We start from the raw sequence: 24970 nt of genomic DNA on the forward strand, positions 1-24970 counted from the left end.
GGGATCCCCTCTAGCATGGAGATAATGCAAGCACCGAGGAGACGATAGGCATAGGAGGCAAGCCGATTTGCTCACCATACTGGATACGCCGCAGAAACCGGCTACGGGCTCTCTGACCGAGCGGAAGTCCGAGTTCATCGGCCAGGCCTGCCATGTGGAGGACCAGGAGGCAGCCATGGCCTTCGTCCAAGAGGTCCGTTTACAGCACCCCAAGGCCCGGCACGTCTGCCACTGCGCGATCTGGGGACCGGAGGGCCGCACCAGCGAACGCATGAGCGATGACGGGGAGCCCTCCGGGACGGCCGGCAAGCCCATACTTGAGGTCATGCGTCGGCAGGGGCTGACCGACTGCGTCCTGACGGTGACCCGTTACTTCGGGGGGATTCTCCTCGGGTCAGGGGGGTTGATCCGGGCCTACTCCTCAGCAGCCTCCCTGGCGCTGAAGGCGGCAAAACAGGCACGCGTGCTCCCTACCCAGCGATTCACGATCACCGTGGACTATCCAGAGTACGATCCCCTGCGCCGTCTGATCCGCACCTCCGGGGGGCACGTGGAGACCGAGGACTTCACTGATCGGGTCCGATTGACCTACGCCCTGGAGCCCGCCGCTGTGCCAGCCTTTCATGGTCGGCTGGACGACCTTCTGCAGGGCCGTGCCCAGCCGAGCGCGTTGGGCCAAGGCCGCAGGCTGATTCCCCAGTAATGAATAAGACCGGCGATCGTGCAAGATCAGCGATCACCGGTCATCAGGCGGAGACGAGGAGATTCGAACTCCTGGACCGCTTGCGCAGTCAACACCTTAGCAGGGTGCCCCTTTCGGCCACTCAGGCACGTCTCCATGCAGGCTCCCGATCCAGGGTCCGAGCCCCATAGTTTCGAGAACAAAACAATAGAATACCATGATTGACCGACCTGACTCGCCGGTGCGGCAGGATGCAATACAGCACAGGACAGATTCATCCATTTTCATGGATAAAAACCAGAGATGTGAATCTTTTCCAAGAATTTGCGTTTGAGAATAATTTATCGCATGTTCCTCTGGGACCCCCTTATATCATGGAGCCATGAGTACCGCACCAAGGCTTGCAGCCGCCAAGAAAGACTGGGGACATGACGAGACCGGCTGCACGGTGCTGCACATTGACATGGATGCCTTCTACGCCTCCTGCGAAGTCGCCCGACACCCTCAATTGCAGGGCCGGCCGGTCATCATCGGCACCGGACGGCGGTCGGTGGTCTCCGCAGCCAGCTATGAAGCCAGGGCTTTCGGCATCAACTCGGCCATGCCCCTGGCACGTGCCGAGCGACTGTGCCCTCAAGGGGTGTTCCTCCCGGTCGACATGACCTATTACCGGAATATCTCACGAAGGATATTTGATACGGTTTTCTCACGAATTACTGATCAGATCGAGCAGGTCTCAGTAGATGAATGCTATATGGACGTGTCCGGGGCGCTCATGCGCTGGGGCATGCCCACGGCCATCGCCCGGTGGATTCGAGCCAGCGTGGCCCGACAATTCCACGTGACCTGCTCGGTGGGCATCGCCACCAACAAGCTGGTAGCCAAGATGGCCTCCACCAACGCCAAGCCCGACGGCATGCTGCTGATCCCCAAGGCCCGGCAGGCCGAGTTCGTCCAGCTGATGCCCCTGCGCGGCATCCCCGGCATCGGACCGGCCCTGGAGAAGCGGCTCAACGCCTGGGCCATCAAGGATGTGGCCGACCTGGCCACCATGAGCGAGCGGGATCTGACACGGGCCACAGGTTCGAGCCTGACAGCCAGGAAGCTGGCACAGGCCTCACACGGACTGGACGACGATCCGGTCCAGCCGCGAGCGCCAGAGAAATCCCTAGGCGCGGAACGCACCTTTCTGCACGACACCACCAGCATGAAGCAGGTCTGCGACCTCCTGCGCGTCTGCAGCAACGAAGTGGCCACCGGACTGCGATCGCATGACCTGATCGCCCGAACCATCACCGTCAAACTCCGCTTCGATGATCTGCGCTATATGACCAAGGCCCACACCCTGGAGACACCGGTCAACTCAGCCAACCGCATCTATCCGCAAGCAGTCGGTCTGCTGAAGGCCATGCTGGGGCTGCCCGATGGCGTGCCCATGGACACACCCCTACCCAGGTTGATCCGCCTGGCCGGCGTCAGCGCATCCGGCCTGAGCCGGGTGGAGGACACGCCCATCCAGCCGTCCTTGGACGACATCATCCACGAGAGCAAACGTAGCACCGGCAGCGAGGCCCAGCGCCTGGACCAGGCAGAGGCCACCATGGACTCCATCAGGAACCGCTACGGCAAGGGCTCGGTCAGCATGGGCCTCTAAGCGGCGCTCCGCAGACGCCCCAAGGCCAGCTCCAGCTGCTCGTCATTGATGGTTGACGAGAACCGCAGATAGCGGCCATCCCCGTAGAACTCCCCGGGACTAGCCAGAATGCCCAGACGGGACAGGTCTGCCATATCGGCCCAACAGTCTCCCGAGCGGGCTGGTGCCCAGATATAAAGGCCGCCCTGAGGCATGACGGCATCGTATCCGTAAGCTCCGAGAGCTTCAGTCAGGGCATGCAAGCGACGAGCGTAGACATCGCGCTGGGCCATCACAGCCTCGCCATCCTCCAGAGCGGCCCGCATAGCCCCTTGCACTGGACCTGGCACAATCAGTCCCACCTGCTTGCGGTAGGCGGTCATGGCCTCCACCAGCTGAGCATCGCCAGCCACCAGGGCCGCCCTGTATCCGGCCATGTTGGACTGCTTGCTCATTGAGTACAGGCAGAGTATCCCGCTGGCATCGCCGCCGCAGACTTCAGGCTCCAGGATGCAGGGCGAGGCGGGGATCGGCGCATCCTGCCCCGTTTGGTCCGGCCCAGACCAATGCAACAAGGCATAGCACTCGTCGCTCAGAACCGTGGCCCCTATCGAACGGGCCGCCCGTACAATCCTGGCCAAGCCGGTTCGGTCGATGATCTGCCCGCCGGGGTTGCCCGGCGAATTGATCCATATGGCTCGCACGCCGGGCAGGTCCACCCATGAATCCGTGTCAGCCGGATCCTTCACGGTCGTCACCTGGGCCCCGGCCAGCTGGGTTCCGATGGCATAGGTGGGATAGGACACCGCCGGTTGCACCACCCGGTCCCCCGGCCCCAGATGCAGAAGGGAGGCCATGAGCGCCACCGCTTCCTTGGATCCGACCGTGGGCACCAGATCCGCTCCCAAGGCATCCAAATCGACCCCGCGACAACGACGGAACCAGTCGGCTGCGGCCTGCCTCAGGAGACCATCACCGGCAGTCTTCGGGTAGCCTCGTGCCTGGCCATCATCCGCAGCAGCCGCCAAGGCCTCCCTGACCGACCTGGGTACAGGGTCCACCGGCGAACCCACCGACAGGTCGACCAGACCGCCGGGGCATTGCTCGGCACGCCGCCGATAGGAGTCAATCCTTGACCAGTCGTAGGGGGATGCGAAAGAGTGGAAACCCATGGTCCGCCTTTCTCCTATAAGTAAGCCGCGGTGGGATGGCTCCCATCCGCGGCTCGTCAGCCTTCATCGACTACTTGTTGGGTGGCAGGGCTGCCACACCCTCCGGATCATGATCGTAGGGACCGACCGCAGCGGCGCCGCCGGCATCCCCCACCTGGGCGAAGAAATCAGTAGCCGCATCCTTGTACCAGGTCCACTCCTCGGGCAGGTCGTCCTCGTAGAAGATGGCCTCCACCGGGCAGACCGGCTCGCAGGCGCCGCAGTCCACGCACTCGTTGGGGTTGATGTAGAGCGAGCGGACGCCCTCGTAGATGCAGTCCACTGGGCATTCATCCACGCAGGCCTTGTCCTTGACGTCCACGCAGGGCTGAGCGATGACGTAGGTCATGGGTTACCTCCTGAGTATGCGAATACTCACTTTACACTGCAGCGCCGACGCTCCGGGTCAGTCCAGACCGGCCTGGGTGGCCTCGGATATCTTCCCGCTGAGCTGATGACGGCCGAGCAGAGAGTGCCGGTAGGAATAGGCGAAGTAGATGGCCAGTCCTGCAGCCAGCCAGACCACGAATCGAATCCAGGTCAGCACGGTCAGGTTGAGCATGAGCCAGAGGCAGGCCAGGGCGATCAGTATGGGAACCCAAGGGTTGCCGGGCATCTTGAAGGACCGGGGCAGGTCAGGCCGGCGCTTGCGCATGATGGGCAGGGAGATGGCCACCAGCAGGAAGGCCGAGAGCGTGCCGATGTTGACCATGTCGGACAGGACGTCTATGGGGAAGCAGGAGGCCACCACAGCCACCACGATGCCGCCCAGGATCTGAATGCGGGCCGGCGTGCCATGACGGCCGGTGCGGGAGAGGGCACGTGGAAGGAGCCCGTCGCGGCTCATGGCGAAGATGATGCGGGTCAGCCCCAGCAGGAGCACCATGACCACAGTGGTCAGCCCCACCACGATGCCGAAGGAGATGATCTTGGCAGCCCAGGGAGCCCCGACCATCTCGAAGCCGGTGGCCAGTGAGGGGTTCTTGGCCTTGGCCAGATCCTTGTAGGAGACCATGCCGGTGGTGACGATGGCGACCAGGATGTACAGGGTGATGACGATCAGCATGCCCAGGCCGATTCCACGAGGAATGGTCTTATGGGGTTCCTTGGCCTCCTCGGAGGTGGTGGCGACAATGTCGAAACCTACGAAGGCGAAGAAGACCAGGGCTGCGCCTGAGAGGATGCCGGGGATACCGTAGATGGTGGGCTGCATGCCTGAAACCCACTGCCAAAGGGGCTGGCCCATGATGCCCGGCACGCTGGCCCCCGGAACGGCAGAAGCCGGCTCAGAAGGCGGGATGAAGGGCCGGTAGTTGTCCAACTTGACGTAGAAGAAGCCCACTACGATGACGAAGACCACGATGCCGATCTTGAGGACGGTCAGGGCGCCGTCGAACCGGGCTGAAAGCTTGGTGCCCAGGACCAGCAGGACCGTGAAGAGGGTGACGACCGCCAGCGGGGCCAGATCCACATCCAGGCCGCCCAGATGGAAGCTGGAGCTGAAGGAGGTGCCGCCCATCAGATGGATGAAGTCGTTCAGGTAGACGCCCCAGTACTTGGAGATGACCGAGGCGGCCATGAGCATCTCCAGAATCAGGTCCCAGCCGATGATCCAAGCCACCAGTTCGCCCATGGTGTTGTAGGTGAAGGTGTAGGCCGAGCCTGAAACCGGGATCATGGAGGCGAACTCCGCGTAGCACATGACGGCCGCTGCACAGACGATGCCTGCGATGACGAAGGAGATAATGACGGCCGGACCCGCATGGAAGGCCGCTGCCTGGGCCCCCACCGAGAAGATGCCCGCGCCCACAGCCACTGCGACGGCCATGATGGCCAGATCCCAGGTGGTCAGCGTCCGCTTGAGCGACCTGCCCTCCTCCCCGGTCTCTGCCAGGGTCTGTTCAACCGATTTCTTCCTGAATAATTCCATCTTGCTCCCGACTCACGAGTCCCGCTCCGGCGAGTAATCATAGGATATGGTGCCATACAAAACCGAAATACGCTCATTACGTGAAAGCAGGAGCTACCAGGCCAGGTCGATGCCTGGGGTAACGGGCTCGGGAATCAGATGGATGCCGAAGGTGGAATCCACGCCTTTCTGGATGGCACGGGCCAAGGCCACCAAGTCGTCTGAGCGAGCACCTCCGCGGTTGGTCAAGGCCAGTGTATGCACATCAGACAGGGCGGCTGCCGACCTCTCCTCCAAGGCGAATCCCCTGTGGAAGCCTGCATGATCGATCAGCCAGGCTGCTGAGGTCTTGACCAATGCCGAGTCTTCGACAGGATAGCGCGGGGCATCCGCCGGCAGGGCATCCGCGGCCTTGCGACTGATGATCGGATTGGTGAAGAAACTCCCGCAGCTATGACGGTCAAGCAGCACCCTTTCGCCCCTGGGGCCGTGAAGGTCATCCTGGACTGCCTCCAGAGCCTCTTCCAGGTCGGAGGTCCGACGGCAGGATCCCATCCAATCGGTCAGGTACCGGTAGGGATCCTCCAGCATCCCCTTGCCTGCTCTGACGCTCAGAACCGCCTGACGGATCCGCTCTAGGGGAAGGGTTGCCCCGACCTCCACACCCAGGGCCCTGGCCAGCTGGGCGGAACCCACCTGAGCCGCGGATCCGTGTCGCAGGACCAAGGTGACCGAAAGGACCACGTAGCGCGGCGTGGGGAAGAACCGTGCGTCGGGCACAGCCGGCTCCTGGTACATGGTCTGCTTGAGGAGGGAGGTCCTGTATCCGAAATCCAGATCCGAGGCCCGCAGATAGGCAGTGACCTTGTCCTGACGATCCCAGACCTCGACCGAGTCGACAAGGCGTCCGACCTCCTGGCCGTAGGCGCCGATGTTCTGGACCACCGAGGCTCCGACAGTCCCGGGGATGCCGGATAGGCCCTCTACCCCGATCAGATGCATGCGCACGCAGTAGGAGACCAGATCATCCCAGTTGGTCCCAGCCGTAGCGTTGATGTGAACGACGGGAAGGCCGCCCTCAGGCGGAGCCACCTCGTCGGGCACGCTGATGTCCTGACGGGTGTCGCGCACAACCACGCCGGGAAAATCCTGGTCGGAGGCCAGCAGGTTGGATCCCCCGCCGATCAGGCAGAGGGGCAACCCCTTGGAATCCGCGTCCTCCACAGCCTCGATCATGCCCACACGGCTTTGAGGCTGAACGAAGGCGGCCATGCTCCCGCCCACACCCACAGTGGTGATATCGGCAAAGGTCGGAATGGTGTCTCTGGAGGATACGTCAGACATGCAATTCACTGTATCATCGTCCCCTTGCCATGCCAGACCTGAAATGCCCCCTGTCGCCCTTGGCGATCATCGATCGGTCATACTCGGATAGCAAAGCAAGGGCATCAAGGTGACTGCGAAGTCCTGTCTGACCCCCCTATCAGCTTTTCCTATAGCTTTCGCAAGACCCGCGCAGGGTCAGGGGACGATTAGCGGCGATAGATATTACCTATATGCCAGGTCGTTGACGGGCTTGCTTCCTGGGGGTTTTATGTGACAAGAGCTTTGGGAAGGGGAATCTCCAAAGCCCTGTTTCCGGACGAAGGGCACCGGAACCACCTGGACACCTGACCGGGCGTTCAGAAGACACATACCAGGAAATGAGCATGCAATGACAGAAGACAGAAGAACCCAGTTCCACCAGATAGCCCATGGCCAGACAAGCCGCCCCTGGCTGACCTCTGCCTGGCAGCACCACATCGGTCACGAGTACGGGGCCGAGCATTTTGCCGCAGCCACCTTGAACTTCGTTCGCAAGTGGGATTGGGACTGGGTCAAGATCAATCCGAGGGCCATCTACTATGCCGAGGTCTGGGACGCAGTCTACGACAGGGATCACTATGATTGGCTGATCCCACGCACCGTCCGCACGGCCATCCAGGAGGCAGGGGACATCGCCCGCATCGACTATCGCGACCCTGAAACCAACAAGGTCCTCCAAGAACAGATCCAGGCTGCCAGGGCCATCCGCGACGGTCTTGAGGACCGAGCAGTCATCGACACGGTCTTCTCCCCGCTCTCGGTCCTTCTGCAATTGGCCGATCTTCCCCTCTATCCCGAGGGGCAGGGCTCCGCGCAGGAGGACGACAGGGGCCTGAACAGACAGACGCTGATCTTCGACCAGCCCGAGGCGGCCAAGTCAGCGCTGGACAAGATCACCCGGACCCTGGCCGACTACGCAACCCTGCTGGTCAGCCCCAAGGAGCAGGGCGGAGCCGGTCTGGACGGCATCTTCTTCGCCGAAACGGGGCTGGCCAGCCATGGCTACTTCAACCAGGCGCAACTGGAGGAATGGGCCAAGCCCTATGACCGGATCGTGATCGAGGCGGTCAGACAGGCCGATCCCGAAGCCCTGGTCCTGGTGCACACCTGCCGGGAGGATGCGCACCCCGAAGAATTCACCGACCTGAATCCTGATTTTCTTCATTGGGATCAGTTCCGCCCAGGCAATCCTGAAATCAGCACCGACTTTCCAGCGGTGCCCGTGGGAGGAGCCGACTTCGAACTCTTCAACCCGGGCAGCGATGTGGACCAGATCCGCCAGGAATTGGATCAGACCATCCAGGCCAGTCAAGGCCGTCCCTTCCTCCTGGCGCCCTCATGCACCATTCCGACGCCCGCCGACGAGGAGGCCCTGCGCCTCCTGAGCGGAACCCGGGCCCCCAAGCAACGCTGAATCCACACACAACCCACCGACATCAACCGTCAAACTCCAAGGGAGACATCATGGTCATCACATCAAAGCAGCACCAGCCGCATCATGGCACCATCAGGGCAATGGTTGCCCTCATGATCACCATGGCCATGGCCGGGGCGCTGTCGGCCTGCGGATTGGGAGGCGACCAGGGCTCCTCTGCAGGATCGTCGGATCATGTGACCGTCGCTGCCATCTACCCCAAGACCGGTCTCTACGCCGAGTACGGCAAGATGTTCCAGCAGGGCTTCGACCTGGCCAAGGACCAGGTCAACAAGAAGGGCGGCATACAGGGCAAGCGCCTGGACATCGACTACTACGACACCCAGTCAGACGCCAAGCAGGATGCCGCCGTCGCCCCCAAGATCGCCTCCGACAAATCGGTCATCGCCGTTGTGGGAGACTACTCCTCGCCGGCCTCCTCAGCCGCATCGCCCATCTTCCAGCAGGCCGGGCTGGTCCATTACGGCTTCAACAACTCCTCGCCGACGTTCACAAATTCGGGTGATCATGTCTGGACACCGCAGATCTCGCAGAAGATTAACCAGGAAGTCAACGCTGAGGCGGTGGCCAAGCGAGCCAAGAAGATCTCCGTCGTCTATATAGAAAACGACTGGGGGAAGGAATCCTTCCAGTACTTCAAGGAGGCTGCGGAACGGCTCGGGGTGCAGATCGTCTACCAGTCCTCCTATCTGCCCGATTCCACGGACCTGACTCCAATACTGATCCCGGCCAAGAATGCCGCCCCCGAGGCCGTCGTGAACATCGGCTACGGACCAGATGGGGCGCTGGTCGCCAACACCCTGCGGGACAAACTGGACTATAAGGGACCCTTCTTCGGCGGTCAGGAGACCAAGGAGTTCCTCTCCCTGACCGGAGCGAACGCCCAGGGGGCCATCATTACCGGCGTCTTTTCAGCGACAGGCACCAAGGACGCGAAAGCCAAGGCTTTCGTCAAGAGCTTCGAGGACCGGTATCACACCGTTCCGGGCAACTTCGAAATCACTGCCTACCAGGCCATTATGGATCTGGCCTACGCGGGCGAGAAGACCAGCCCCACCAGGGAGGGCATCCAGGAGGCCCTGGGCAAGGTCAAGGACTTCCCGCTCTACCAAGGCCGGGGAGGAACCTTCCGGTTCAATACCAAGACCCGACGGGCGGATACGATCAAGCCCATCCTCCTCCAGGTGGATCAGGGCAAATTCAAACAGATCGAGGAGTGAGCAGCGATCATGGTCGAGACGCTCTTTTCCGGACTCATCCACGGCGGTGTGTACGCTCTGGCCGCCGTGGGGATGTCCCTGGTCTTCGGAGTGACCAATGTGGCCAACTTCGCACAAGGATCCCTGGTAGCGGTCGGCATGATGACGGCCTGGTGGGTAGGCTCCTCCCTAGGCTGGGGACTCGTTCCCACCATATTGGCCGTCGTCCTGGTCACGGGCCTGGTCGGCCTGATCACCAACCTCCTGGTCATCACTCCCCTGGAAGGCCGGCAACCGATCGCCGCTCTCCTGGGCACCGTGGGTCTAGGACAGGTCCTGGATAACGGGATGCAGCTGATCTTCGGCTCTCAGACCAGGCCCTTCCCCCAGCTGCTGCCCACCCACAACCTGCATGCGTTAGGCATCAGCTTCGGCACCTCCGACCTGGTCATGGGTCTGGTCGCCCTGGCCAGCATGGTTGCGCTCTGGGCCTTCTTGACCTACGGCAGGACCGGACAGGCAATCAGGGCCACCTCCCAGGATTCCCAGGCCGCATTGCAGATGGGGGTGCCGGTCACCTCCATCCGCACCATTGCTTTCGTCATCGGTTCGATCCTGGCGGGCATCGCGGGAATTTTCATCGGCCTGTTCAAGACGAACATCAACCCCATGGATGGCAACGCCATCGGCATGACGGCCTTCGTGGCCGCAGCCATCGGCGGGCTGGGTTCCATCCCCGGAGCCATCATCGGCGGCCTGGTGCTGGGTTTGGCCGAGGCTGTCGGCGTAGGACTCTTCGGCGATGGCGTGCATGACCTGATCACCTTCGGCACCCTCCTGCTGGTGCTGATTCTCAAGCCTTCAGGCTTCCTGGGCCGCAAGGCGGATATGGGCAAGGAACCCATGACCGGAACCCTCCCGGAAGCCGCCAGACCCATCCGACTGCCGCTTTGGGCCAATCTCGGCCTTGCGGCAGCCGCTCTGGCCACCCCCTTCATTTTCTCCGACCACCTGGCTGGGATCGGGACCCAGGTTGCCATCTACGCCATTGCCGCAGTGGGCCTGACCTTGATCTCGGGCTCGGCCGGTCAGACCATCCTGGGGTTGGCGGGACCTGTGGCCGTGGGAGCCTACGCTTCGGCTCTCTTGACCATGCGTCTGCATTGGCCTTTCACGCTCTCCCTGCTGGGCGCGGCCGTCATCGCCGCCCTGGCCGCATCCCTGCTGACATTCCCGGTATGGAAGCTCAGTGGCCACTATGTGGCTATCGCCACCATAGGGGTGGGAGCAGTCATGGTCGCCGTCATCCGCATCTGGGAACCGCTGACCAGGGGCTCGCTGGGTCTGCAGGGCATTCCCCTGCCGACCTTCCTGGGCAAGCCGCTCTACACCCAGCAGATGCAGTACCTGCTGGACCTGGTCGTTCTTCTGCTCGTCCTTGCGGTGACCTCTCGGATCCGGTCCTCACACCTGGGTCACGTCTTCGAAGCCATCGGCGAGGACGGCCAAGCGGCCTGGTCCCTGGGGATCAGGACAGGGGCCTACAAGGCGCTGGCCTACGCCCTGGCATGCGGGTCGGCAGGTATCGCAGGAGCCCTGCTGGCACACCAGTACACCTATATCGACCCGACCCTCTTCAACCCGACCATGTCGACCCTGATCCTGACCATCATCGTCCTGGGTGGGATGAAGTCCCCGACCGGAGCCGTGATCGGCTCCCTGATTCTGGTAGGCGCCCCTGAACTGCTGCGCATCCTGCCCGAGGTGAGAATCATGGCCTACGGACTCGTCCTGATCATCTTCATCATCTGCAGACCACAAGGCCTGTTCTCAACCAAAAGGAGGGCATGATGACAGGCAGTCAGCATAGTCCCGAACCCGCACGCGACAATCCCGATCAACCCCTGCTCAGCGTGCGCGATCTGAGCAAGAGCTTCCAAGGACTACAGGCGGTGGCCGACGTCAACATGGATCTGGCATCCGGCCAGGTGATAGGCATTATCGGCCCCAACGGATCAGGAAAGTCCACGACCATCAACCTGATCTGCGGCTTTCTCAAGCCCGACTCGGGCCAGATCAGCCTGAGGGGACGCACCGTGACCGGCCTGCCCGCCACGGACATGGCCGAGCAAGGGGTGTCCCGCACCTTCCAGAACGGCAGGGTCTTCCCGACCATGAGCGTTGAAGAGAACGTGGCCGTAGGATTCCATAGGCGCCTGGAAGCCCGCAGGCCCTTTCGCCGTCTAGAGAGGTGGCCCATCCTGCGATGGATTCCCCTGCTGGCGCAGACCTGGCTGACGCTGGTGCCCGGTCCCGCCTGCCGGAGGGAGGCGGGCGCCGAACGCAAGGCCGTCCAGTCCGAGATCGACAGATTCAGCAAGCGCCTGGAGGAACATCGCACCCAGGCCGCCTATACCCTGTCCTACGCCAACCGGCGACGCACCGAGATAGCCAGAGCCCACGTCAGCTCCCCCGACATCCTGGTTTTGGACGAACCCACCGCAGGAATGAACCAGTCGGAGACGGCCGAGGTGTTGCAGCAGCTCCTGGAACTCAAGGCCCAGGGGCAGACCATGCTTCTTGTCGAGCACAAGATCGATCTGATCGAAGCGCTTTGCGACCAGGTCATCGCCATGGACGGCGGCCGGATCATCGCTTCCGGACTTCCCAGGCAGGTCAGTGCCGACCCCCGCGTCATCACCGCATACCTGGGCGACCGCAGACCCCGCAACGATGCCCCCATGAACGGGCAGGCGGATGTTCTGGCCCGGCAGAACGCCCTGGCTCCGGTCACCGCTGCGGAACCGATTGATGGCCAGGATCCCGACAGCACGGGAACCAGGCTGAGAGCCAAGGCTGAGGCCTCTGATGATGAGGGGAAGCCGACAGCCGAGGGGGAACGAACATTGCTCTCCCTGGATGGAGTCGATGTGAGCTATGGCCCGGTCAAGGCCTTGGACCATGTCAGCCTTCGCGTCCCCCAAGGCGGCATCGTTTCCCTTCTGGGCGGGAATGCGTCGGGCAAGTCCACAACCATGAAGACCATCCTGGGCCTGCTGGCTCCAAAGGAGGGGACCATCCGTTTGGATGGACAGGAAATCACCCACACCCCCACCAAGGATCGGGTCCGTTCCGGAATCGCCTCAGTTCCGGAGGCAAGAAGGGTCTTCGCGGCCATGAGCGTGGAGGAGAACCTGCGTATGGGCGCCTACACCCAAAGGGAGCGCAATCAGATCGAACAGGATCTGGATACCATATATGAGCGCTTCCCCCGCCTGGCCGAACGCCGCGGGCAGCAGGCCGGCACCCTTTCAGGAGGCGAGCAGCAGATGTTGGCCTTCGGCAGGGCTCTGATGAACCATCCCCGGCTGATATGCATGGACGAGCCGACCATGGGCCTCTCGCCCAAGCTGGTCGACCAGGTGCTTGAGCAGATCGCCTCCCTTCGCGACCAACTGGGCATCTCCATCCTGCTGGTCGAGCAACAGGCCGAGCTGGCCCTGTCCATCGCCGACTACGGGTACGTGCTGCAGAACGGCCTGATCCGTCTGGAGGGGCCCGCCCGACAGCTCTTGAATGATGAACGTGTCCGCCAGGCATACCTGGGCAAGGCAACCTCCCGATAGCGGGCGATAAGGAACACCTATGGGGGCAACCTTGCCTGAGACTCTGAAAGAAGATTCGATGGTGGGCTAGCAAGGGATTCCCAACCGGACACAAGCAGAGGGGCACAACCGTATGAGCAAAGGATTCGCAACAAGAGCCGTCCATGACGGCTATGACTGTCAAAGCCAGGGCGGGGGCGCAGCCAGCGTCCCCATCTACCAGTCGGCCGCCTTTGACATGGTCACCGCCGACCGGGGAGATGCCCTGGCCGCCGGCGAAATTCAAGGATTCTCATACTCTCGCCTGGCCAACCCCACGGTCAAGGTCCTGGAGGACCGCCTGGCCAGTCTGGAGGGGGGCAAGGGGGCTGTAGCCATGGCCTCGGGGATGGCCGCCGTGTCGTCCGCCCTCATGTGCGCAGCCGAAGGTGGCGGGAGGCTGATCTCCCCTGTCGATCTTTATGGAACATCCGTGGATACCATGAAGACCTTCTTTCCCAACTTCGGCATCGAAACGGATTTTGTGGACGACATCAACGACCTTGAGGCAGTGGAATCCCTGATCCAGGACGGCACCAGGGCCATCTTCGCTGAGTCCGTGGCCAATCCGTCCACAGCCATCGCCGACATCCCCGGCCTGGCCGACCTGGCCCATCGGCATGGGTTGGCCCTGATCATCGACAATACGGTGCCCACGCCCTACCTGCTCAAGCCGATCGACTTCGGCGCCGACATCGTCGTCCACTCGACCACCAAGGGGATCAGCGGCCACGGCAACGCCCTGGGTGGGGTCATTGTGGATGCAGGACGGTTCGACTGGGGCAACGGCCGCTTCCCGCAGATGAGCCAGCCCGAGCTGATCATCAGCGACGAGCGGCACGGGTCCATGGTCAGCTTTCTGGATGCCTTCGGCAAGATGGCCTTCCTGCACAGGGTCCATACCAAGTACCTGCACACCTTTGGGGCGGTCATGAGCCCCTTCACCGCCTACCTGCAGCTGACCGGCCTCGAGACCCTGGCCCAGCGGGTCGCCACCGAGGTGAAAACGGCAACAACCCTGGCCCGCCACCTGCTGACCATTCCCCAGGTGGAGCAGGTCAACTATTCGGGCATACCCGAGGGCCGGCACCAGGGCGATGCAGACCAGCAGGACCGCCTGGCATCGACCCTGCTGCCCAAGGGCATCGGCACGATCCTCTCCTTCAGGGTCCAAGGGGGCTACGAGCAGGTCAAGCGCATCGTGGACTCGGTGCGTCTCATGAGCTACATGCCCAACATCGGCGACTGCCGCACCCTGATTGTGGACCCGGCCAGGATCACCCACAGGGAGGTTCCAGAACCCTACCGCCTCAGCGCCGGTGTGGGCGACGACCTGATTCGAATCTCCGTAGGCCTGGAGAACCCGGACGACCTGATCGCCGATCTGGATCAGGCCTTTGCGGCCGCCTACCAGGGCGCTCTCTGAAGGCTGAGCCCCCTACATCGCCAAACCCGTTCTGCTTCCAACACTATCCGCAGATAATGCGGGGCAGGAACATAGGCGGATTTGCATAAGGAAGAACGCCTGTATAAAAAAGAACCCGACCAGATGGTCGGGTTCCGATGAAGCCAAAAGACGGGAAGAACTCAGCGGGTCTCCCGGTGCAGGGTATGCTTGCCGCAACGGGGGCAGAACTTCTTGAGCTCCAGACGGTCAGGAGTGTTACGACGGTTCTTGGTCGTAATGTAATTACGCTCCTTGCACACGGTGCACGCCAGCGTAATGCCAGGACGGATATCTGCGGCTTTTGCCATGGTTCACCTCTATAGTCGTTGCACGACCGACGTATGTCGGCCACAGTAGCGAGGAAGAGACTCGAACTCTTGACCTTACGATTATGAGTCGTACGCTCTAGCCAGCTGAGCTACCCCGCCAGAGAGCCTCGGGTGAGAATCGGACTCACGACCTCTTCCTTACCAAGGAAGTGCTCTGCCACTGAGCTACCGAGGCGTGGCGGATAGAGGATTCGAACCTCTGAAGCATTACGCGGCTGATTTACAGTCAGCTCCCTTTGACCGCTTGGGAAATCCGCCATGCCGCACTAGAACCGGAGCTCCGTACGGCAACTTGCCTATAATGACATGTTTTTCTGTTTTCCGCAAGTCCCGCTCCAACGTCGTGTCTTCCCCGTCAGAGCGGGACGGATGGGTCAGAAATCCCAGTCCTCGTCGTCCGTCTCCACGGCCTTGCCCATGACGTAGGAGGAGCCCGAGCCGGAGAAGAAGTCGTGGTTCTCGTCGGCGTTGGGGCTCAGCGAGGCGATGATGGCGGGATTCACATCGGTGGTGTCCGAGGGGAAGAGGGCGGGATAGCCCAGGTTCATCAGGGCCTTGTTGCCGTTGTAGCGCAGGAACTTGGTGACGTCCTCCACCAGGCCCACCCCGGAGTACAGGCTCTCGGTGTATTCCACCTCGTTGTCGTACAGGTCGCCCAGGAGCTCGTAGGTGTAGTCGCTCATGGCCTGGCGCTCGGAGTCGGAGACCTTGGCCAGCCCCTTCTGGTACTTGTAGCCGATGTAGTAGCCATGCACGGCCTCGTCCCGGATGATCAGACGGATCAAATCGGCCGTGTTGGTCAGCTTGGCATGGCTGGAGAAGTACATGGGCAGGTAGAAGCCCGAGTAGAAGAGGAAGGACTCCAGCAGGGTGGAGGCCACCTTGCGTTTCAGGGGGTTGTCGCCCTCGTAGTAATCCAGGACGATCTGGGCCTTGCGCTGGAGGAACTCGTTGTGCTCGCTCCACTCGAAGGCAGCGTCGATCTGAGGGGTGGAGGCCAGGGTGGAGAAGATGGAGGAGTAGGACTTGGCATGGACCGACTCCATGAAGGCGATGTTGGTGTAGACCGCCTCCTCATGGGGGGTCAGTGCATCCGGGATCAGGCTGACGGCACCCACGGTCCCTTGGATGGTGTCCAGAAGGGTCAGGCCGGTGAAGACCCGCATGGTCAGGGTGTGCTCCTCCTCGCTCATGGCCTGCCAGGAGGGCAGATCATTGCTGACGGGAACCTTCTCAGGCAGCCAGAAGTTGCCAGTCAGACGGTCCCAGACCTCCAGGTCCTTCTCGTCCTCCAGACGGTTCCAGTTGATGGCAGAGACCCGGTCGATCAGCTTCAGCGGCTGCCGGGGAATGGAAATGGGTGGGACCATGGTTGATTGCTCCTTGTTGGATGGGTGTTCGACAGTGCGAAGCGGATCATGACAGGACCGTCAGTCTACCGCATGGACGGACCCAACCTGTGGATGTGGATACCAAAGGGCCGGCGCCGCCCCAAAGACGGCACCGACCAGTGATTGCATAGGCCTGAGGACAGATGCCTTAAAGCATGCAGCTGACGCAGCCTTCGACCTCGGTGCCTTCCAGCGCCTGCTGGCGGATCCTGATGTAGTAGAGGGTCTTGATCCCCTTGCGCCAGGCGTAGATCTGAGCCTTGTTCAGGTCGCGGGTGGTGGCCGTGTCGGGGAAGAAGAGGGTCAGCGAGAGCCCCTGATCCACATGCTGGGTGGCCTCGGCGTAGGTGTCCACGATCTTCTTCCAGCCGATCTCGTAGGCGTCCTCGAAGTAGTCCAGGTTCTCGTTGGTCATGTAGGGAGCCGGGTAGTAGACGCGCCCGATCTTGCCCTCCTTGCGGATCTCGATCTTGGAGGCGATCGGGTGGATGGAGCTGGTGGAGTGGTTGATGTAGGAGATGGACCCGGTCGGGGGGACGGCCTGGAGGTTCTGGTTATAGATGCCGTCCTTGAGGATGGCCGCCTGGAGTTCCTTCCAGTCCTCCACCGTGGGGATGTGGACCTGATACTGGTCGAAGAGGTCCTTGATTCGCTGGGTCCTAGGCTCCAGGGAACGGCTACCCTCGGTGTACTTGTCGAAGTAGTTCCCCTGCCCTGCCGGCTTGGCATAGTCGGACTTGGCGAAGGAGGCGAAGGCCTTCCCCCGCTCCACGGCCAGGGCATGGGAGGCCCTGTAGGCGTGGTAGGCCACGGTCATGAAGTACATGTCGGTGAAGTCCAGCCCCTCCTCGGATCCGTAGTGGATGCCCTCGCGGGCCAGGAAGCCATGGAGGTTCATCTGGCCCAGGCCGATGGCATGGCCCTCGTCATTGCCCCGCTTGATGGAGGGGACGGCCTCGATGTTGGTGTGGTCGGAGACGGAGGTCAGGGCCCGCACCGAGGTTTCGACCGTGTCAGCCAGGCCGCCGTCCATGGCCTTGGCGATGTTGAGGGATCCCAGGTTGCATGAGATGTCACGGCCGATATGGTCGTAGTTCAGGTTCTCGGAGTAGGTGCTGGGCTCCTGGACCTGCAGGATCTCCGAGCAGAGGTTGGACATGGTGATCCGGCCGTCGATGGGGTTGGCCTTGTTGACCGTGTCCTCGAAGAGGATGTAGGGATAGCCGGACTCGAACTGGATCTCGGCCAGGGTCATGAAGAAGTCGCGGGCGTCGATGTACTTCTTGTGGATCCGCTTGTCCTTGACCATCTCCTCGTAGTGCTCGGTGATGGGGATGTCAGCAAAGGGCTTGCCGTAGACCCGCTCCACGTCGTAGGGCGAGAAGAGGGCCATGGGCTCCTTGCGCTTGGCCAGCTCGAAGGTGATGTCGGGGATGACCACGCCCAGAGCCAGGGACTTGATGCGGATCTTCTCATCCGCGTTCTCCCGCTTGGTGTCCAGGAAGCGCATGATGTCAGGGTGGTGGGCCGACAGGTAGACGGCGCCGGCACCCTGACGGGCGCCCAGCTGGTTGGCGTAGGAGAAGGAATCCTCCAGGAGCTTCATGACCGGGACCACGCCGCTGGACTGGTTCTCGATGTGCTTGATGGGCGCGCCCATCTCGCGCAGGTTGCTGAGCAGCAGGGCCACGCCGCCGCCCCTCTTGGACAGCTGCAGGGCGGCGTTGACACCGCGGGAGATGGACTCCATGTTGTCCTCGATGCGCACCAGGAAGCAGGAGACCGGCTCGCCGCGCTGGGCCTTGCCCAGGTTCAGGAAGGTGGGGGTGGCGGGCTGGAAGCGGCCGGAGATGATCTCGTCCGTGTACTTCATGGCGGCCTGCTCGTCCCCGTCGGCCAGTTCCAGGGCCACGGCCACGCAGCGCTGGGGGAAGTCCTCCAGGTAGCGCTTGCCGTCGAAGGTCTTCAGCGCGTAGGAGGTGTAGAACTTGAAGGCGCCCAGGAAGGTCTCGAATTCGAAGCCGCTCTCGGCCGCATGCTGGTAGATCCTGTCCAGGAACTCAGGGGTGTAGCGCTCGAAGACCTTCCGATCGTAGTACTCGTGGCCCAGGAGGTAGGCGATCCGCTCGGCCGTGGAGGGGAAGGTCATGGTGTTGGGCCCCACGTGCCGGTCCATGTACTGGCGCTCGGCCTCGTGGTCCTTGTCGAACTGGATCCTGCCGTCCTTGTCGTACAGGTTCAGCATGGCGTTCAGGGCATGGTAGTCGTGAGCCGGATCGAAGGTCTCCTCATCCTCGGATGCGGTCCTGTCCAGGGCCAGGGACGTGTCCTCGTTTGCTCCCATCGGGTGTCCTTTCATGAAAATTACAGTGATGGTACGTGTAATGCAATTGGCTCAGGACTCGGGATGGTTGCGGAAGAAATCCACAACCCCACGGCGGACCTTCTCCTGGTCCTCCTTGGTGCCCATGAGCTCGAAATAGTAGAGGAAGGGCACATTGCACTTGCGGGAGATGATGTCCCCCGCCATGCAGAAGGCCTCCCCGAAGTTGGTGTTGCCGGAGGCGATGACCCCGCGGATGCCGGCCCGGTTGTCCGGGTCGTTCAGGAAGCGCTTGATCTGCGGCATGACCGCCTTCTTGGCCGATCCGCCCCCATAGGTGGGGACGATCAGGATGTAGGGCTGTCGAATGTTGAGCGGCGGGTCCTTGGGCCTCAGAGGGATGCGGAAGACATCAATCCCCTCCTCATCCAAATGGCAGTTGGCGATGAACCGGGCGGTGTTGCGCGAGGCCGATGAGAAGTAGACCACAGCCCCCAGGCGCTGACCCTGGGCGGCGAACTCGGGAGCGCTGAGCTCCGAATCAGTTCCGGCGGTCTGCTGTTGCTCCATGCTTCCTCCTGATCAGGCCATCCAGAGCCTGTCTTGACGGTGATGCCCGCCCTGAGGACGGACCGATCAGAACCCGCCCAGCGCGAGCCTGAACTACTATATGTGCTGTTGATCTTGAAAACGGTGAGCATATCTAGGGTTTTCTGTGCCCAATATCACACCGTCTCCACCTGGCCTAGAAGTCCCAGTCATCGTCGTCCGTGGACTCGGAATGCCCCATGACGTAGGAGGAGCCCGAACCCGAGAAGAAATCATGGTTCTCGTTGGCCGATGGCGACAGGGCCGCCAGGATCTCCGAGCTGACATCGGTCTGGTCGGCTGCGAACCGGGCCGGGTAACCCAGGTTCATCAGCGCCTTGTTGGCATTGTAGCGGACGAAGGCGAAGACATCATCAACGAAGGGGAAGCCCTCATAGATCTGCCCGGAGTAGACCATCTCCAGGTCGTAGAGCTTGTCCAGCAGATCATTGGTGAACTTCTCCAGCATGGCCTGGTCGGCCTGGGTCCTCTCCTCCAGACCCCGCTGATACTTGTAGCCCGAGTAATAGCCGTGGATGGCCTTGTCGCGCAGGATCAGCCGGATCATGTCAGCCGTGTTCATCAGCTTGGCATGGCTGGAGAAGTAGAGGGGCAGGTAGAAGCCTGCGTAGAGCATGAGGGAGGAGAGCATGGTGGAGGCCACCTTGCGCTTCAGAGGATCCTCGCTGACGTACTCGTGCAGGACCGTGTGGACGCGCTCCTGGAGGACGTCGTTGGCCACGGCCCAGCGGTAGGCCTTGTCGATCTCCTCGCTGGAGCAGAGGGTGGAGAAGACCGAGGAGTAGGACCGGGCATGGACCGACTGCATGAAGGCGATGTTGGTGTAGATGGCCTGCTCCTGCTCGGTGCGGGCGTGATCGATCTGCACCAACTCGCCGATGGTGGCCTGGGTGGTGTCCAGCATGGTCAGTCCGGTGAAGACGCGGACCGTGGTCTGGCGCTCATGATCGGTCAGGGTGTTCCAGGATGGGATGTCATTGGACAGCGGCACCTTTTCGGGCAGCCAGAAGTTGGAGACCAGGCGGTTCCAGACCTCGAGATCTTTTTCGTCGGTGATCTTGTTCCAGTTGACCGGGCGGATCCTGGCCTCAGGGGTGACCCGGTACTGGGGCGGGGTGATGGATTGGCGCATCATCTCGTCGTCGGCATAGACACCGGCCTCTGCCTTGGTGTTTTCTTTGGTGCTTTCCTGCTGGCTCATGACAAAACCGCCTTTCGTGAATCAGTCGACTGCTGCTGGAGCTGCACTCCCATTCCGGCCAGAATGGCCCTGACCGCTTGAACATCCTCCGCGGTGCCCAGCAGCTCGAAGCGATAGAGCTCAGGGACGCCGCACCGGTGGGCTATCAGCGGTCCGGCCGCGCAATAGGCGCTGCCGAAGTTCCGGTTGCCCGAGGTGATGACCCCGCGGATCAGCCCGCGGTTGACCGGATTGTTCAGGAAGTGGATGACCTGTTTGGGCACGGCCCCCTTGGCTGACCCGCCGCCATAGGTGGGCACCAGCAGAAGGTAGGGCGCATCCATGACGAGCATGGGCTGGCGCCGCTCGTACAGGGGGATGCGGAGAGGCTCCTCCACACCCAGCCGCTGCACAAAGCGGTGGGTGTTGTTGGAGACGCTGGAGAAATACACCAGCCTGAAGGCACCATCGGGAGGATCGTGCCGATCCACATCTGCTAAGGACATAGGGACTGCTGCTCCTTGGTAAACACTATATATTGGATTGACTTGGCCAGCCAACCACAATATATAGGTTTATCCAAGACGACACAAGTTCACAGGAGCAAAACCGTCCCCGCTGTGACATTCCATACAAGAACGGAGACGGCAGTCGAATGCATTGACGATTGCGCCAGTGCAACCTTCAGTCGGAGATCAGGTCCTGCGGCAAACCCTGTCGACGCAGGCCGGCGCAAACCTCCAGGACCCGGTCGTTGGCCTCCCGCTCCCCCACAGTGATGCGAATGCCCTCGCCAGGGAAGGTTCTGACCGATAGGCCTGCGTCGCGGAAATGCTGATCAGCCTGCGCCGCAGCCTGGCCAAGAGGCAGCCAGTAGTAGTTGGCCCGAGGTTCAGGAATCTTCCACCCCTGCTCCTGCAAACCAGCCAGGATCCTGGCCCGTTCCTGCTTGAGTGCCTGGACCCGTTCGGCCAGGCGGTCCTGTGCATCCAGGCTGGCCATTGCCGCCGTCTGGGCCGCATCGGTGACGCCGAAGGGCAGGGCCACCTTGTTCATGCCGGCAATGATTGGCTCGGCAGCCACGGCGTACCCGATCCGCAGACCGGCCAGTCCGTAGGCCTTGGAGAAGGTCCGGGCCACGATCACATTGGGATGCTCGCGCATGAGCGACAACCCGTCAGCGCGATCAGGATCGTCGTTGAACTGTATATAGGCCTCGTCAAAGAGCACCGGCAGATCCGCAGGCAGGGCCTGCAGCAGACGTTCGGCCTGGTCGCGGTCGACGTTGGTCGCAGTCGGATTGTTGGGATTGTTGACGATGACCAGTCTGGTGTGGTCGTTGACCGCGGCGATCATGGCATCGATGTCATGCCGCCCCTCGGTATCCAAGGGCACGGGCACCCCGGTGGCTCCAGCCGAGGTGACGATGATGGGATAGGCCTCGAAACTGCGCCAGGGATAGACCACCTGATCGCCATGACCGGCCACCAGATCAACCAGCTGGGTGATGACCTCGGTGGACCCGCATCCCAGCTGAATGCATGCAGGATCCACCCCGTGCAGCTGGGCCAACCGCTCCACCAGACGGGTGCCATGCATGTCCGGATAGCGGTTCAGATGGCTCAGGGCCTGCTCGGAGACGGTCTGAATCACGCCGGGCAGGGGCGGGTAGGGGTTCTCATTGCTGGAGATCTTGTAGCTGGTGAACCCGGGAACAGCTGGTGCCGGACTGCCCTGCCGGTAACCGGGCAGGGCATCAATGCTGAGACGATGACGATAGTACATGGGCACCATGCTAGCGGCCGCCATATGTCCCTGCGGGGTCTGTTCCGCTGCACGGTCCTCCCGAGACGCGAATGGCCCCCGGTCCTTCCGCAGGACCGGGGGCCACAATCACCCTCTCTTTACTTGAGGATGGCCAGAACGTCGCGCGCGGACACGATCAGGTAGTCCTCGCCGCCGTAGTTGACCTCGGTGCCGCCGTACTTGGAGTACAGAACCTTGTCGCCAACCTTGACATCCATGGGGATGCGCTCGCCCTTGTCGTCACGACGGCCGGGACCCGCTGCCAGCACCTCGCCCTGCTGGGGCTTCTCCTTGGCGGTATCGGGAATGACCAGCCCGGAAGCGGTCTTGGTCTCCGCCTCAGCCTGCTTGATGACGATCTTGTCTTCCAACGGTGTGAGTGAAATCGACACTGTGGACCTCCTACATCTTGTGAGAACAGCCAATGAACCCACGCCGGAACGTCGATGAGAGGCTGACGAACACTCACCACGCATTCCTTTGCGCTACAAGTCATAGTAGCGCGAAATTAGCACTCTGCCAACTTGAGTGCTAACGCTGGTGGTGAAAGATCAATACCCGATCGGCCCCTCAGGACTTAGATGCCGGACGCCGCCGGGCCAGGATGGCCTCCACGCCGATGGACAGGGAGTCCTCGCTGCGGTCGGGCACCTCGACCTGGGCCTGCATTTCCTGCTTGTGAAAGTCGTCGGGTCGCTTGTCGGCTTTCTTCTGATCCGCCTGTTTCTTTTCAGGGGGACGGGCCACGGAGACCTGCCGGGTGGACTTGATCTCCAGGCTGTGAGGACCCTCATCCTCGCTCTTCTTGCCATCCATGTCCGATCCCTCGCCACTGGCTGATCCTAGGGAGAAGGAGATCAGATCCTGGCCCGCCGCCATACCGAAGGCATCCAAGGCCGGAGAGGGACTGATGCGCTTGAGCTCATTAGTGGCATCGTCCTGGGCCGACGAAGCTGGGCGCGCATTGCCAACGGACGCAGAGACCGGTCCCGACTTGCCCGACTGGGCAGCGGCGGATTGCACGGATGCCGACTGGGGAGAGGCGGACCGGGCTGCAGGCTTGGAGGCAGCGGACTTGTCCACCGACGACTTGGGCGCTGCGGGCTTGGAGGCAGCCTTTGCGGCCGTTGAGGATTTGGTGGTTGCCGGTTTGGAAGCCTTCGGCCGAGAAGCCGCTTGTTTGGATGGGGTCCGATCAGAGGCCTTCTTGGCAGCGGATGGCCTGCTCGTCGCATGCCCGGTTTGCGCAGCGGCCTTCTCGGTCGACTTGACGGACCCAGCCGAACCTTGAGTCTTACTGCTGCCGACTGCCGGATTTGCAGGCTTGGAGGAATTGTGCTGTCTGGCCTGAAGAGCTGCCTGCTGATCAGCCTTGGCCTGGGCCAGCGTTCGACGGATCTCGCCCTGGTCCAACACATCCGTGGCAGTTTCCGTGCGGCCCTCACTCTTGGCCTGACCGGGTTTGCCGGAGGTCTTGCTCTTAGTCAGACTGGCTGCCTGCTGACGACGCTGCCGGGCACGCCGCTGGGCTAAATTGCGCTCCCAGGCCCGGGCCTGGGCCGAGGCATGCGCGCCGGCGGCCAACACCACTACCACCAGCGCCAGAGGAATCAGCGTAAACCATGGGCTGTAGTCCACAAGGAAGGAGCAGCCGGCCACCAGCAGGGTGATGACCAAGAGGGCAAGAACCAGGATGCGACGACGACGTATGGCCGCGCGGCGCAACTGTCTGATCTGCTTGATGCGCTGGGCTTGACTGCGCCGGTTGCCATCCTGCTGCCCTTGCTGCATGACCAACCCTTTCACCGTCCTCGACTGCCTGTCGCAGAACCTCATGCCGTCTTCCCGACCCACCATGTGCAGGGAGGTGGAAAGCCTGTCCTGGCGATGCTCCGAGGCCCGCTTCATGCCCTTGACGGTGCGAAACGGCAGCCAACCCAGCACCAGAATCACCGCAATCACCAAAACCACGATGCTGCTGAGTGATTCATAAACCATAGGTACTACGTTAGTTGACGGTATGCCCCAAGCGGCAAGTCAAACCCAGCGTGTCGACCATGTCCGTCCCAGGAGCTCATAGACGAGCCAGCAAATCCGGATCGAATTGGTCACTGATCCAGGCAAAGGTCAGGTGGTCCCGCCACTGTCCGTTGACGTACATGTAGCTGCGGCGCAGCCCCTCCGGCTCCATGCCCAGCTTCCGGACTACGCGCAGGGACCGTTCGTTTTCTGGCAGAATCGCCACCTCAAGCCGGTGTAGATGGGGGCCCCTCCTGTCTCTGAATGCCCAGTCAGCCAGCATGGCCAGAGCCAGGGGCGCGAACCCATGACCAATCCAATCCTGGTCCACCCAGTAGCCCGCTGTCGCTGTACGCATGGACCCGTAGCGGATGGCACCCAAGGAAATCTGCCCCACGATGCTCTGATGAAACTCCATCAGAAAGACCGCTGAAGTGCCCTCCTGCCGGGCACGTTCCAGCTCCTGCATCCACTGGGCATAGGTCATGCCAGGTCCGTGGCGGGGATCCCCTGACTCCCATGGGGCCAGCCAATCGCGATTCCTCCATCGGACCGCGTTCCAGGCTGCTTGGTCGCCCTCGCGGATGGGCCTCAGCAGGAAGTCCCCATGGCCCGGGGGCGAAGTCAGACGATCAGGCAGATCCAGGGCATGGTCCGAACGGGCTCGGGAACCCTGCCAGACCTGGCGGAAGGTATGCAGAACCGACATGACTCCATGTTCTCACCGAACGGCAGCCGAAGCGGGCATGCGTCCACCAGGGAGAGCCCCCTGCTGGTAGAACTGAGGG

General features: G+C 62.0%; 21 protein-coding genes and 4 tRNA genes. 7 read left to right on the forward strand and 18 right to left on the reverse strand.

Going from position 1 to position 24970, the window contains the following annotated elements:
• Positions 1–67: 67 nt before the first annotated feature.
• Positions 68–703: an IMPACT family protein gene (locus H3T92_RS02580; protein ID WP_198189345.1), complete on the forward strand. Its 636-nt coding sequence runs from the start codon at positions 68–70 to the stop codon at positions 701–703.
• 48 nt (positions 704–751) lie between these two features.
• Here the strand turns inward: H3T92_RS02580 and H3T92_RS02585 are convergent.
• Positions 752–838: transfer RNA gene (locus H3T92_RS02585), tRNA-Ser, on the reverse strand.
• A gap of 226 nt (positions 839–1064) precedes the next feature.
• Between H3T92_RS02585 and dinB the strand changes: the two genes are divergently transcribed.
• Positions 1065–2336, forward strand: coding sequence for a DNA polymerase IV (dinB, locus tag H3T92_RS02590; RefSeq protein ID WP_144085045.1), 1272 nt, complete (start codon positions 1065–1067; stop codon positions 2334–2336).
• On the opposite strand, the gene dapC is transcribed toward dinB, so the two are convergent.
• From dapC to H3T92_RS02610, 4 genes are all read right to left on the reverse strand, one after another.
• Positions 2333–3487, reverse strand: coding sequence for a succinyldiaminopimelate transaminase (gene dapC / locus H3T92_RS02595; RefSeq protein WP_144085044.1), 1155 nt, complete (start codon positions 3485–3487; stop codon positions 2333–2335). The two genes, dinB and dapC, sit on opposite strands and share 4 nt — an antisense overlap.
• Before the next feature lie 70 nt (positions 3488–3557).
• Entirely contained in the window at positions 3558–3875 is a 318-nt protein-coding gene (fdxA, locus tag H3T92_RS02600) for a ferredoxin (protein WP_015022367.1), read from the reverse strand.
• A gap of 57 nt (positions 3876–3932) precedes the next feature.
• On the reverse strand, positions 3933–5456 hold the full coding sequence (locus H3T92_RS02605; protein WP_144085043.1) for an amino acid permease: 1524 nt from the start codon (positions 5454–5456) through the stop codon (positions 3933–3935).
• A gap of 93 nt (positions 5457–5549) precedes the next feature.
• Positions 5550–6779, reverse strand: a complete 1230-nt coding sequence (locus tag H3T92_RS02610) for an FAD-binding protein (protein WP_232341830.1) — start codon at positions 6777–6779, stop codon at positions 5550–5552.
• Positions 6780–7149: 370 nt separating this feature from the next.
• Here H3T92_RS02610 and H3T92_RS02615 point away from each other — a divergent pair, with 370 nt between their 5' ends.
• From H3T92_RS02615 to H3T92_RS02635, 5 genes are all read left to right on the forward strand, one after another.
• On the forward strand, positions 7150–8214 hold the full coding sequence (locus H3T92_RS02615; RefSeq protein WP_198189346.1) for a uroporphyrinogen decarboxylase family protein: 1065 nt from the start codon (positions 7150–7152) through the stop codon (positions 8212–8214).
• Between the two features lie 50 nt (positions 8215–8264).
• Positions 8265–9455 carry an ABC transporter substrate-binding protein gene (locus tag H3T92_RS02620; RefSeq protein WP_232341831.1) on the forward strand — a complete coding sequence of 397 codons (1191 nt, stop codon included), beginning with the start codon at positions 8265–8267 and terminating at the stop codon, positions 9453–9455.
• A gap of 9 nt (positions 9456–9464) precedes the next feature.
• The gene (locus H3T92_RS02625) at positions 9465–11285 is read left to right on the forward strand and encodes an ABC transporter permease (RefSeq protein WP_198189347.1); all 1821 of its coding nucleotides are present in this window, start codon (positions 9465–9467) and stop codon (positions 11283–11285) included.
• On the forward strand, positions 11282–13060 hold the full coding sequence (locus H3T92_RS02630; protein ID WP_232341832.1) for an ATP-binding cassette domain-containing protein: 1779 nt from the start codon (positions 11282–11284) through the stop codon (positions 13058–13060). The genes H3T92_RS02625 and H3T92_RS02630 overlap by 4 nt, the downstream gene beginning before the upstream one ends.
• A gap of 112 nt (positions 13061–13172) precedes the next feature.
• A complete protein-coding gene (locus H3T92_RS02635; RefSeq protein ID WP_198189348.1) occupies positions 13173–14504 on the forward strand; it encodes an O-acetylhomoserine aminocarboxypropyltransferase/cysteine synthase family protein in 1332 nt (443 codons plus the stop codon).
• Between the two features lie 161 nt (positions 14505–14665).
• On the opposite strand, the gene rpmG is transcribed toward H3T92_RS02635, so the two are convergent.
• From rpmG to H3T92_RS02700, 13 genes are all read right to left on the reverse strand, one after another.
• Positions 14666–14833, reverse strand: coding sequence for a 50S ribosomal protein L33 (rpmG, locus tag H3T92_RS02640; protein ID WP_015022386.1), 168 nt, complete (start codon positions 14831–14833; stop codon positions 14666–14668).
• 46 nt (positions 14834–14879) lie between these two features.
• Positions 14880–14953, reverse strand: a tRNA-Met gene (locus H3T92_RS02645).
• Positions 14954–14957: 4 nt separating this feature from the next.
• Positions 14958–15029, reverse strand: a tRNA-Thr gene (locus H3T92_RS02650).
• A 1-nt stretch (position 15030) separates the two neighbouring features.
• Positions 15031–15112: transfer RNA gene (locus tag H3T92_RS02655), tRNA-Tyr, on the reverse strand.
• Between the two features lie 116 nt (positions 15113–15228).
• The gene (nrdF, locus tag H3T92_RS02660) at positions 15229–16224 is read right to left on the reverse strand and encodes a class 1b ribonucleoside-diphosphate reductase subunit beta (RefSeq protein WP_024626806.1); all 996 of its coding nucleotides are present in this window, start codon (positions 16222–16224) and stop codon (positions 15229–15231) included.
• 169 nt (positions 16225–16393) lie between these two features.
• A complete protein-coding gene (gene nrdE / locus H3T92_RS02665; RefSeq protein ID WP_198189349.1) occupies positions 16394–18589 on the reverse strand; it encodes a class 1b ribonucleoside-diphosphate reductase subunit alpha in 2196 nt (731 codons plus the stop codon).
• Positions 18590–18640: 51 nt separating this feature from the next.
• Positions 18641–19138, reverse strand: coding sequence for a class Ib ribonucleoside-diphosphate reductase assembly flavoprotein NrdI (gene nrdI / locus H3T92_RS02670; protein WP_144085036.1), 498 nt, complete (start codon positions 19136–19138; stop codon positions 18641–18643).
• A gap of 175 nt (positions 19139–19313) precedes the next feature.
• On the reverse strand, positions 19314–20309 hold the full coding sequence (nrdF, locus tag H3T92_RS02675) for a class 1b ribonucleoside-diphosphate reductase subunit beta (RefSeq protein WP_232341884.1): 996 nt from the start codon (positions 20307–20309) through the stop codon (positions 19314–19316).
• A 65-nt stretch (positions 20310–20374) separates the two neighbouring features.
• The gene (gene nrdI / locus H3T92_RS02680; protein ID WP_198189350.1) at positions 20375–20863 is read right to left on the reverse strand and encodes a class Ib ribonucleoside-diphosphate reductase assembly flavoprotein NrdI; all 489 of its coding nucleotides are present in this window, start codon (positions 20861–20863) and stop codon (positions 20375–20377) included.
• A gap of 178 nt (positions 20864–21041) precedes the next feature.
• Positions 21042–22142 (reverse strand): histidinol-phosphate transaminase, encoded by a 1101-nt coding sequence (locus tag H3T92_RS02685; protein WP_198189429.1) that lies wholly within the window; start codon positions 22140–22142, stop codon positions 21042–21044.
• 119 nt (positions 22143–22261) lie between these two features.
• Positions 22262–22555, reverse strand: a complete 294-nt coding sequence (gene groES / locus H3T92_RS02690; protein WP_015022393.1) for a co-chaperone GroES — start codon at positions 22553–22555, stop codon at positions 22262–22264.
• Positions 22556–22733: 178 nt separating this feature from the next.
• A complete protein-coding gene (locus tag H3T92_RS02695; RefSeq protein ID WP_198189351.1) occupies positions 22734–24161 on the reverse strand; it encodes a hypothetical protein in 1428 nt (475 codons plus the stop codon).
• 76 nt (positions 24162–24237) lie between these two features.
• Positions 24238–24891 carry a GNAT family N-acetyltransferase gene (locus H3T92_RS02700; protein WP_198189352.1) on the reverse strand — a complete coding sequence of 218 codons (654 nt, stop codon included), beginning with the start codon at positions 24889–24891 and terminating at the stop codon, positions 24238–24240.
• Between the last annotated feature and the right edge of the window lie 79 nt (positions 24892–24970).

It is taken from the genome of Bifidobacterium sp. W8112 (assembly GCF_016101425.1).
GTDB classification, from domain to species: Bacteria; Actinomycetota; Actinomycetes; order Actinomycetales; family Bifidobacteriaceae; genus Bombiscardovia; species Bombiscardovia apousia.

Excerpts from the sequence above, each read along its gene's own strand:
- dinB (WP_144085045.1), top strand. The coding sequence starts at position 1,065 with ATGAGTACCGCACCAAGGCTTGCAGCCGCCAAGAAAGACTGGGGACAT.
- dapC (WP_144085044.1), bottom strand. The coding sequence starts at position 3,487 with ATGGGTTTCCACTCTTTCGCATCCCCCTACGACTGGTCAAGGATTGAC.
- fdxA (WP_015022367.1), bottom strand. The coding sequence starts at position 3,875 with ATGACCTACGTCATCGCTCAGCCCTGCGTGGACGTCAAGGACAAGGCC.
- H3T92_RS02605 (WP_144085043.1), bottom strand. The coding sequence starts at position 5,456 with ATGGAATTATTCAGGAAGAAATCGGTTGAACAGACCCTGGCAGAGACC.
- H3T92_RS02610 (WP_232341830.1), bottom strand. The coding sequence starts at position 6,779 with ATGTCTGACGTATCCTCCAGAGACACCATTCCGACCTTTGCCGATATC.
- H3T92_RS02615 (WP_198189346.1), top strand. The coding sequence starts at position 7,150 with ATGACAGAAGACAGAAGAACCCAGTTCCACCAGATAGCCCATGGCCAG.
- H3T92_RS02620 (WP_232341831.1), top strand. The coding sequence starts at position 8,265 with ATGGTCATCACATCAAAGCAGCACCAGCCGCATCATGGCACCATCAGG.
- H3T92_RS02625 (WP_198189347.1), top strand. The coding sequence starts at position 9,465 with ATGGTCGAGACGCTCTTTTCCGGACTCATCCACGGCGGTGTGTACGCT.
- H3T92_RS02630 (WP_232341832.1), top strand. The coding sequence starts at position 11,282 with ATGATGACAGGCAGTCAGCATAGTCCCGAACCCGCACGCGACAATCCC.
- H3T92_RS02635 (WP_198189348.1), top strand. The coding sequence starts at position 13,173 with ATGAGCAAAGGATTCGCAACAAGAGCCGTCCATGACGGCTATGACTGT.
- rpmG (WP_015022386.1), bottom strand. The coding sequence starts at position 14,833 with ATGGCAAAAGCCGCAGATATCCGTCCTGGCATTACGCTGGCGTGCACC.
- nrdF (WP_024626806.1), bottom strand. The coding sequence starts at position 16,224 with ATGGTCCCACCCATTTCCATTCCCCGGCAGCCGCTGAAGCTGATCGAC.
- nrdE (WP_198189349.1), bottom strand. The coding sequence starts at position 18,589 with ATGGGAGCAAACGAGGACACGTCCCTGGCCCTGGACAGGACCGCATCC.
- nrdI (WP_144085036.1), bottom strand. The coding sequence starts at position 19,138 with ATGGAGCAACAGCAGACCGCCGGAACTGATTCGGAGCTCAGCGCTCCC.
- nrdF (WP_232341884.1), bottom strand. The coding sequence starts at position 20,309 with ATGCGCCAATCCATCACCCCGCCCCAGTACCGGGTCACCCCTGAGGCC.
- nrdI (WP_198189350.1), bottom strand. The coding sequence starts at position 20,863 with ATGTCCTTAGCAGATGTGGATCGGCACGATCCTCCCGATGGTGCCTTC.
- H3T92_RS02685 (WP_198189429.1), bottom strand. The coding sequence starts at position 22,142 with ATGTACTATCGTCATCGTCTCAGCATTGATGCCCTGCCCGGTTACCGG.
- H3T92_RS02695 (WP_198189351.1), bottom strand. The coding sequence starts at position 24,161 with ATGGTTTATGAATCACTCAGCAGCATCGTGGTTTTGGTGATTGCGGTG.
- H3T92_RS02700 (WP_198189352.1), bottom strand. The coding sequence starts at position 24,891 with ATGTCGGTTCTGCATACCTTCCGCCAGGTCTGGCAGGGTTCCCGAGCC.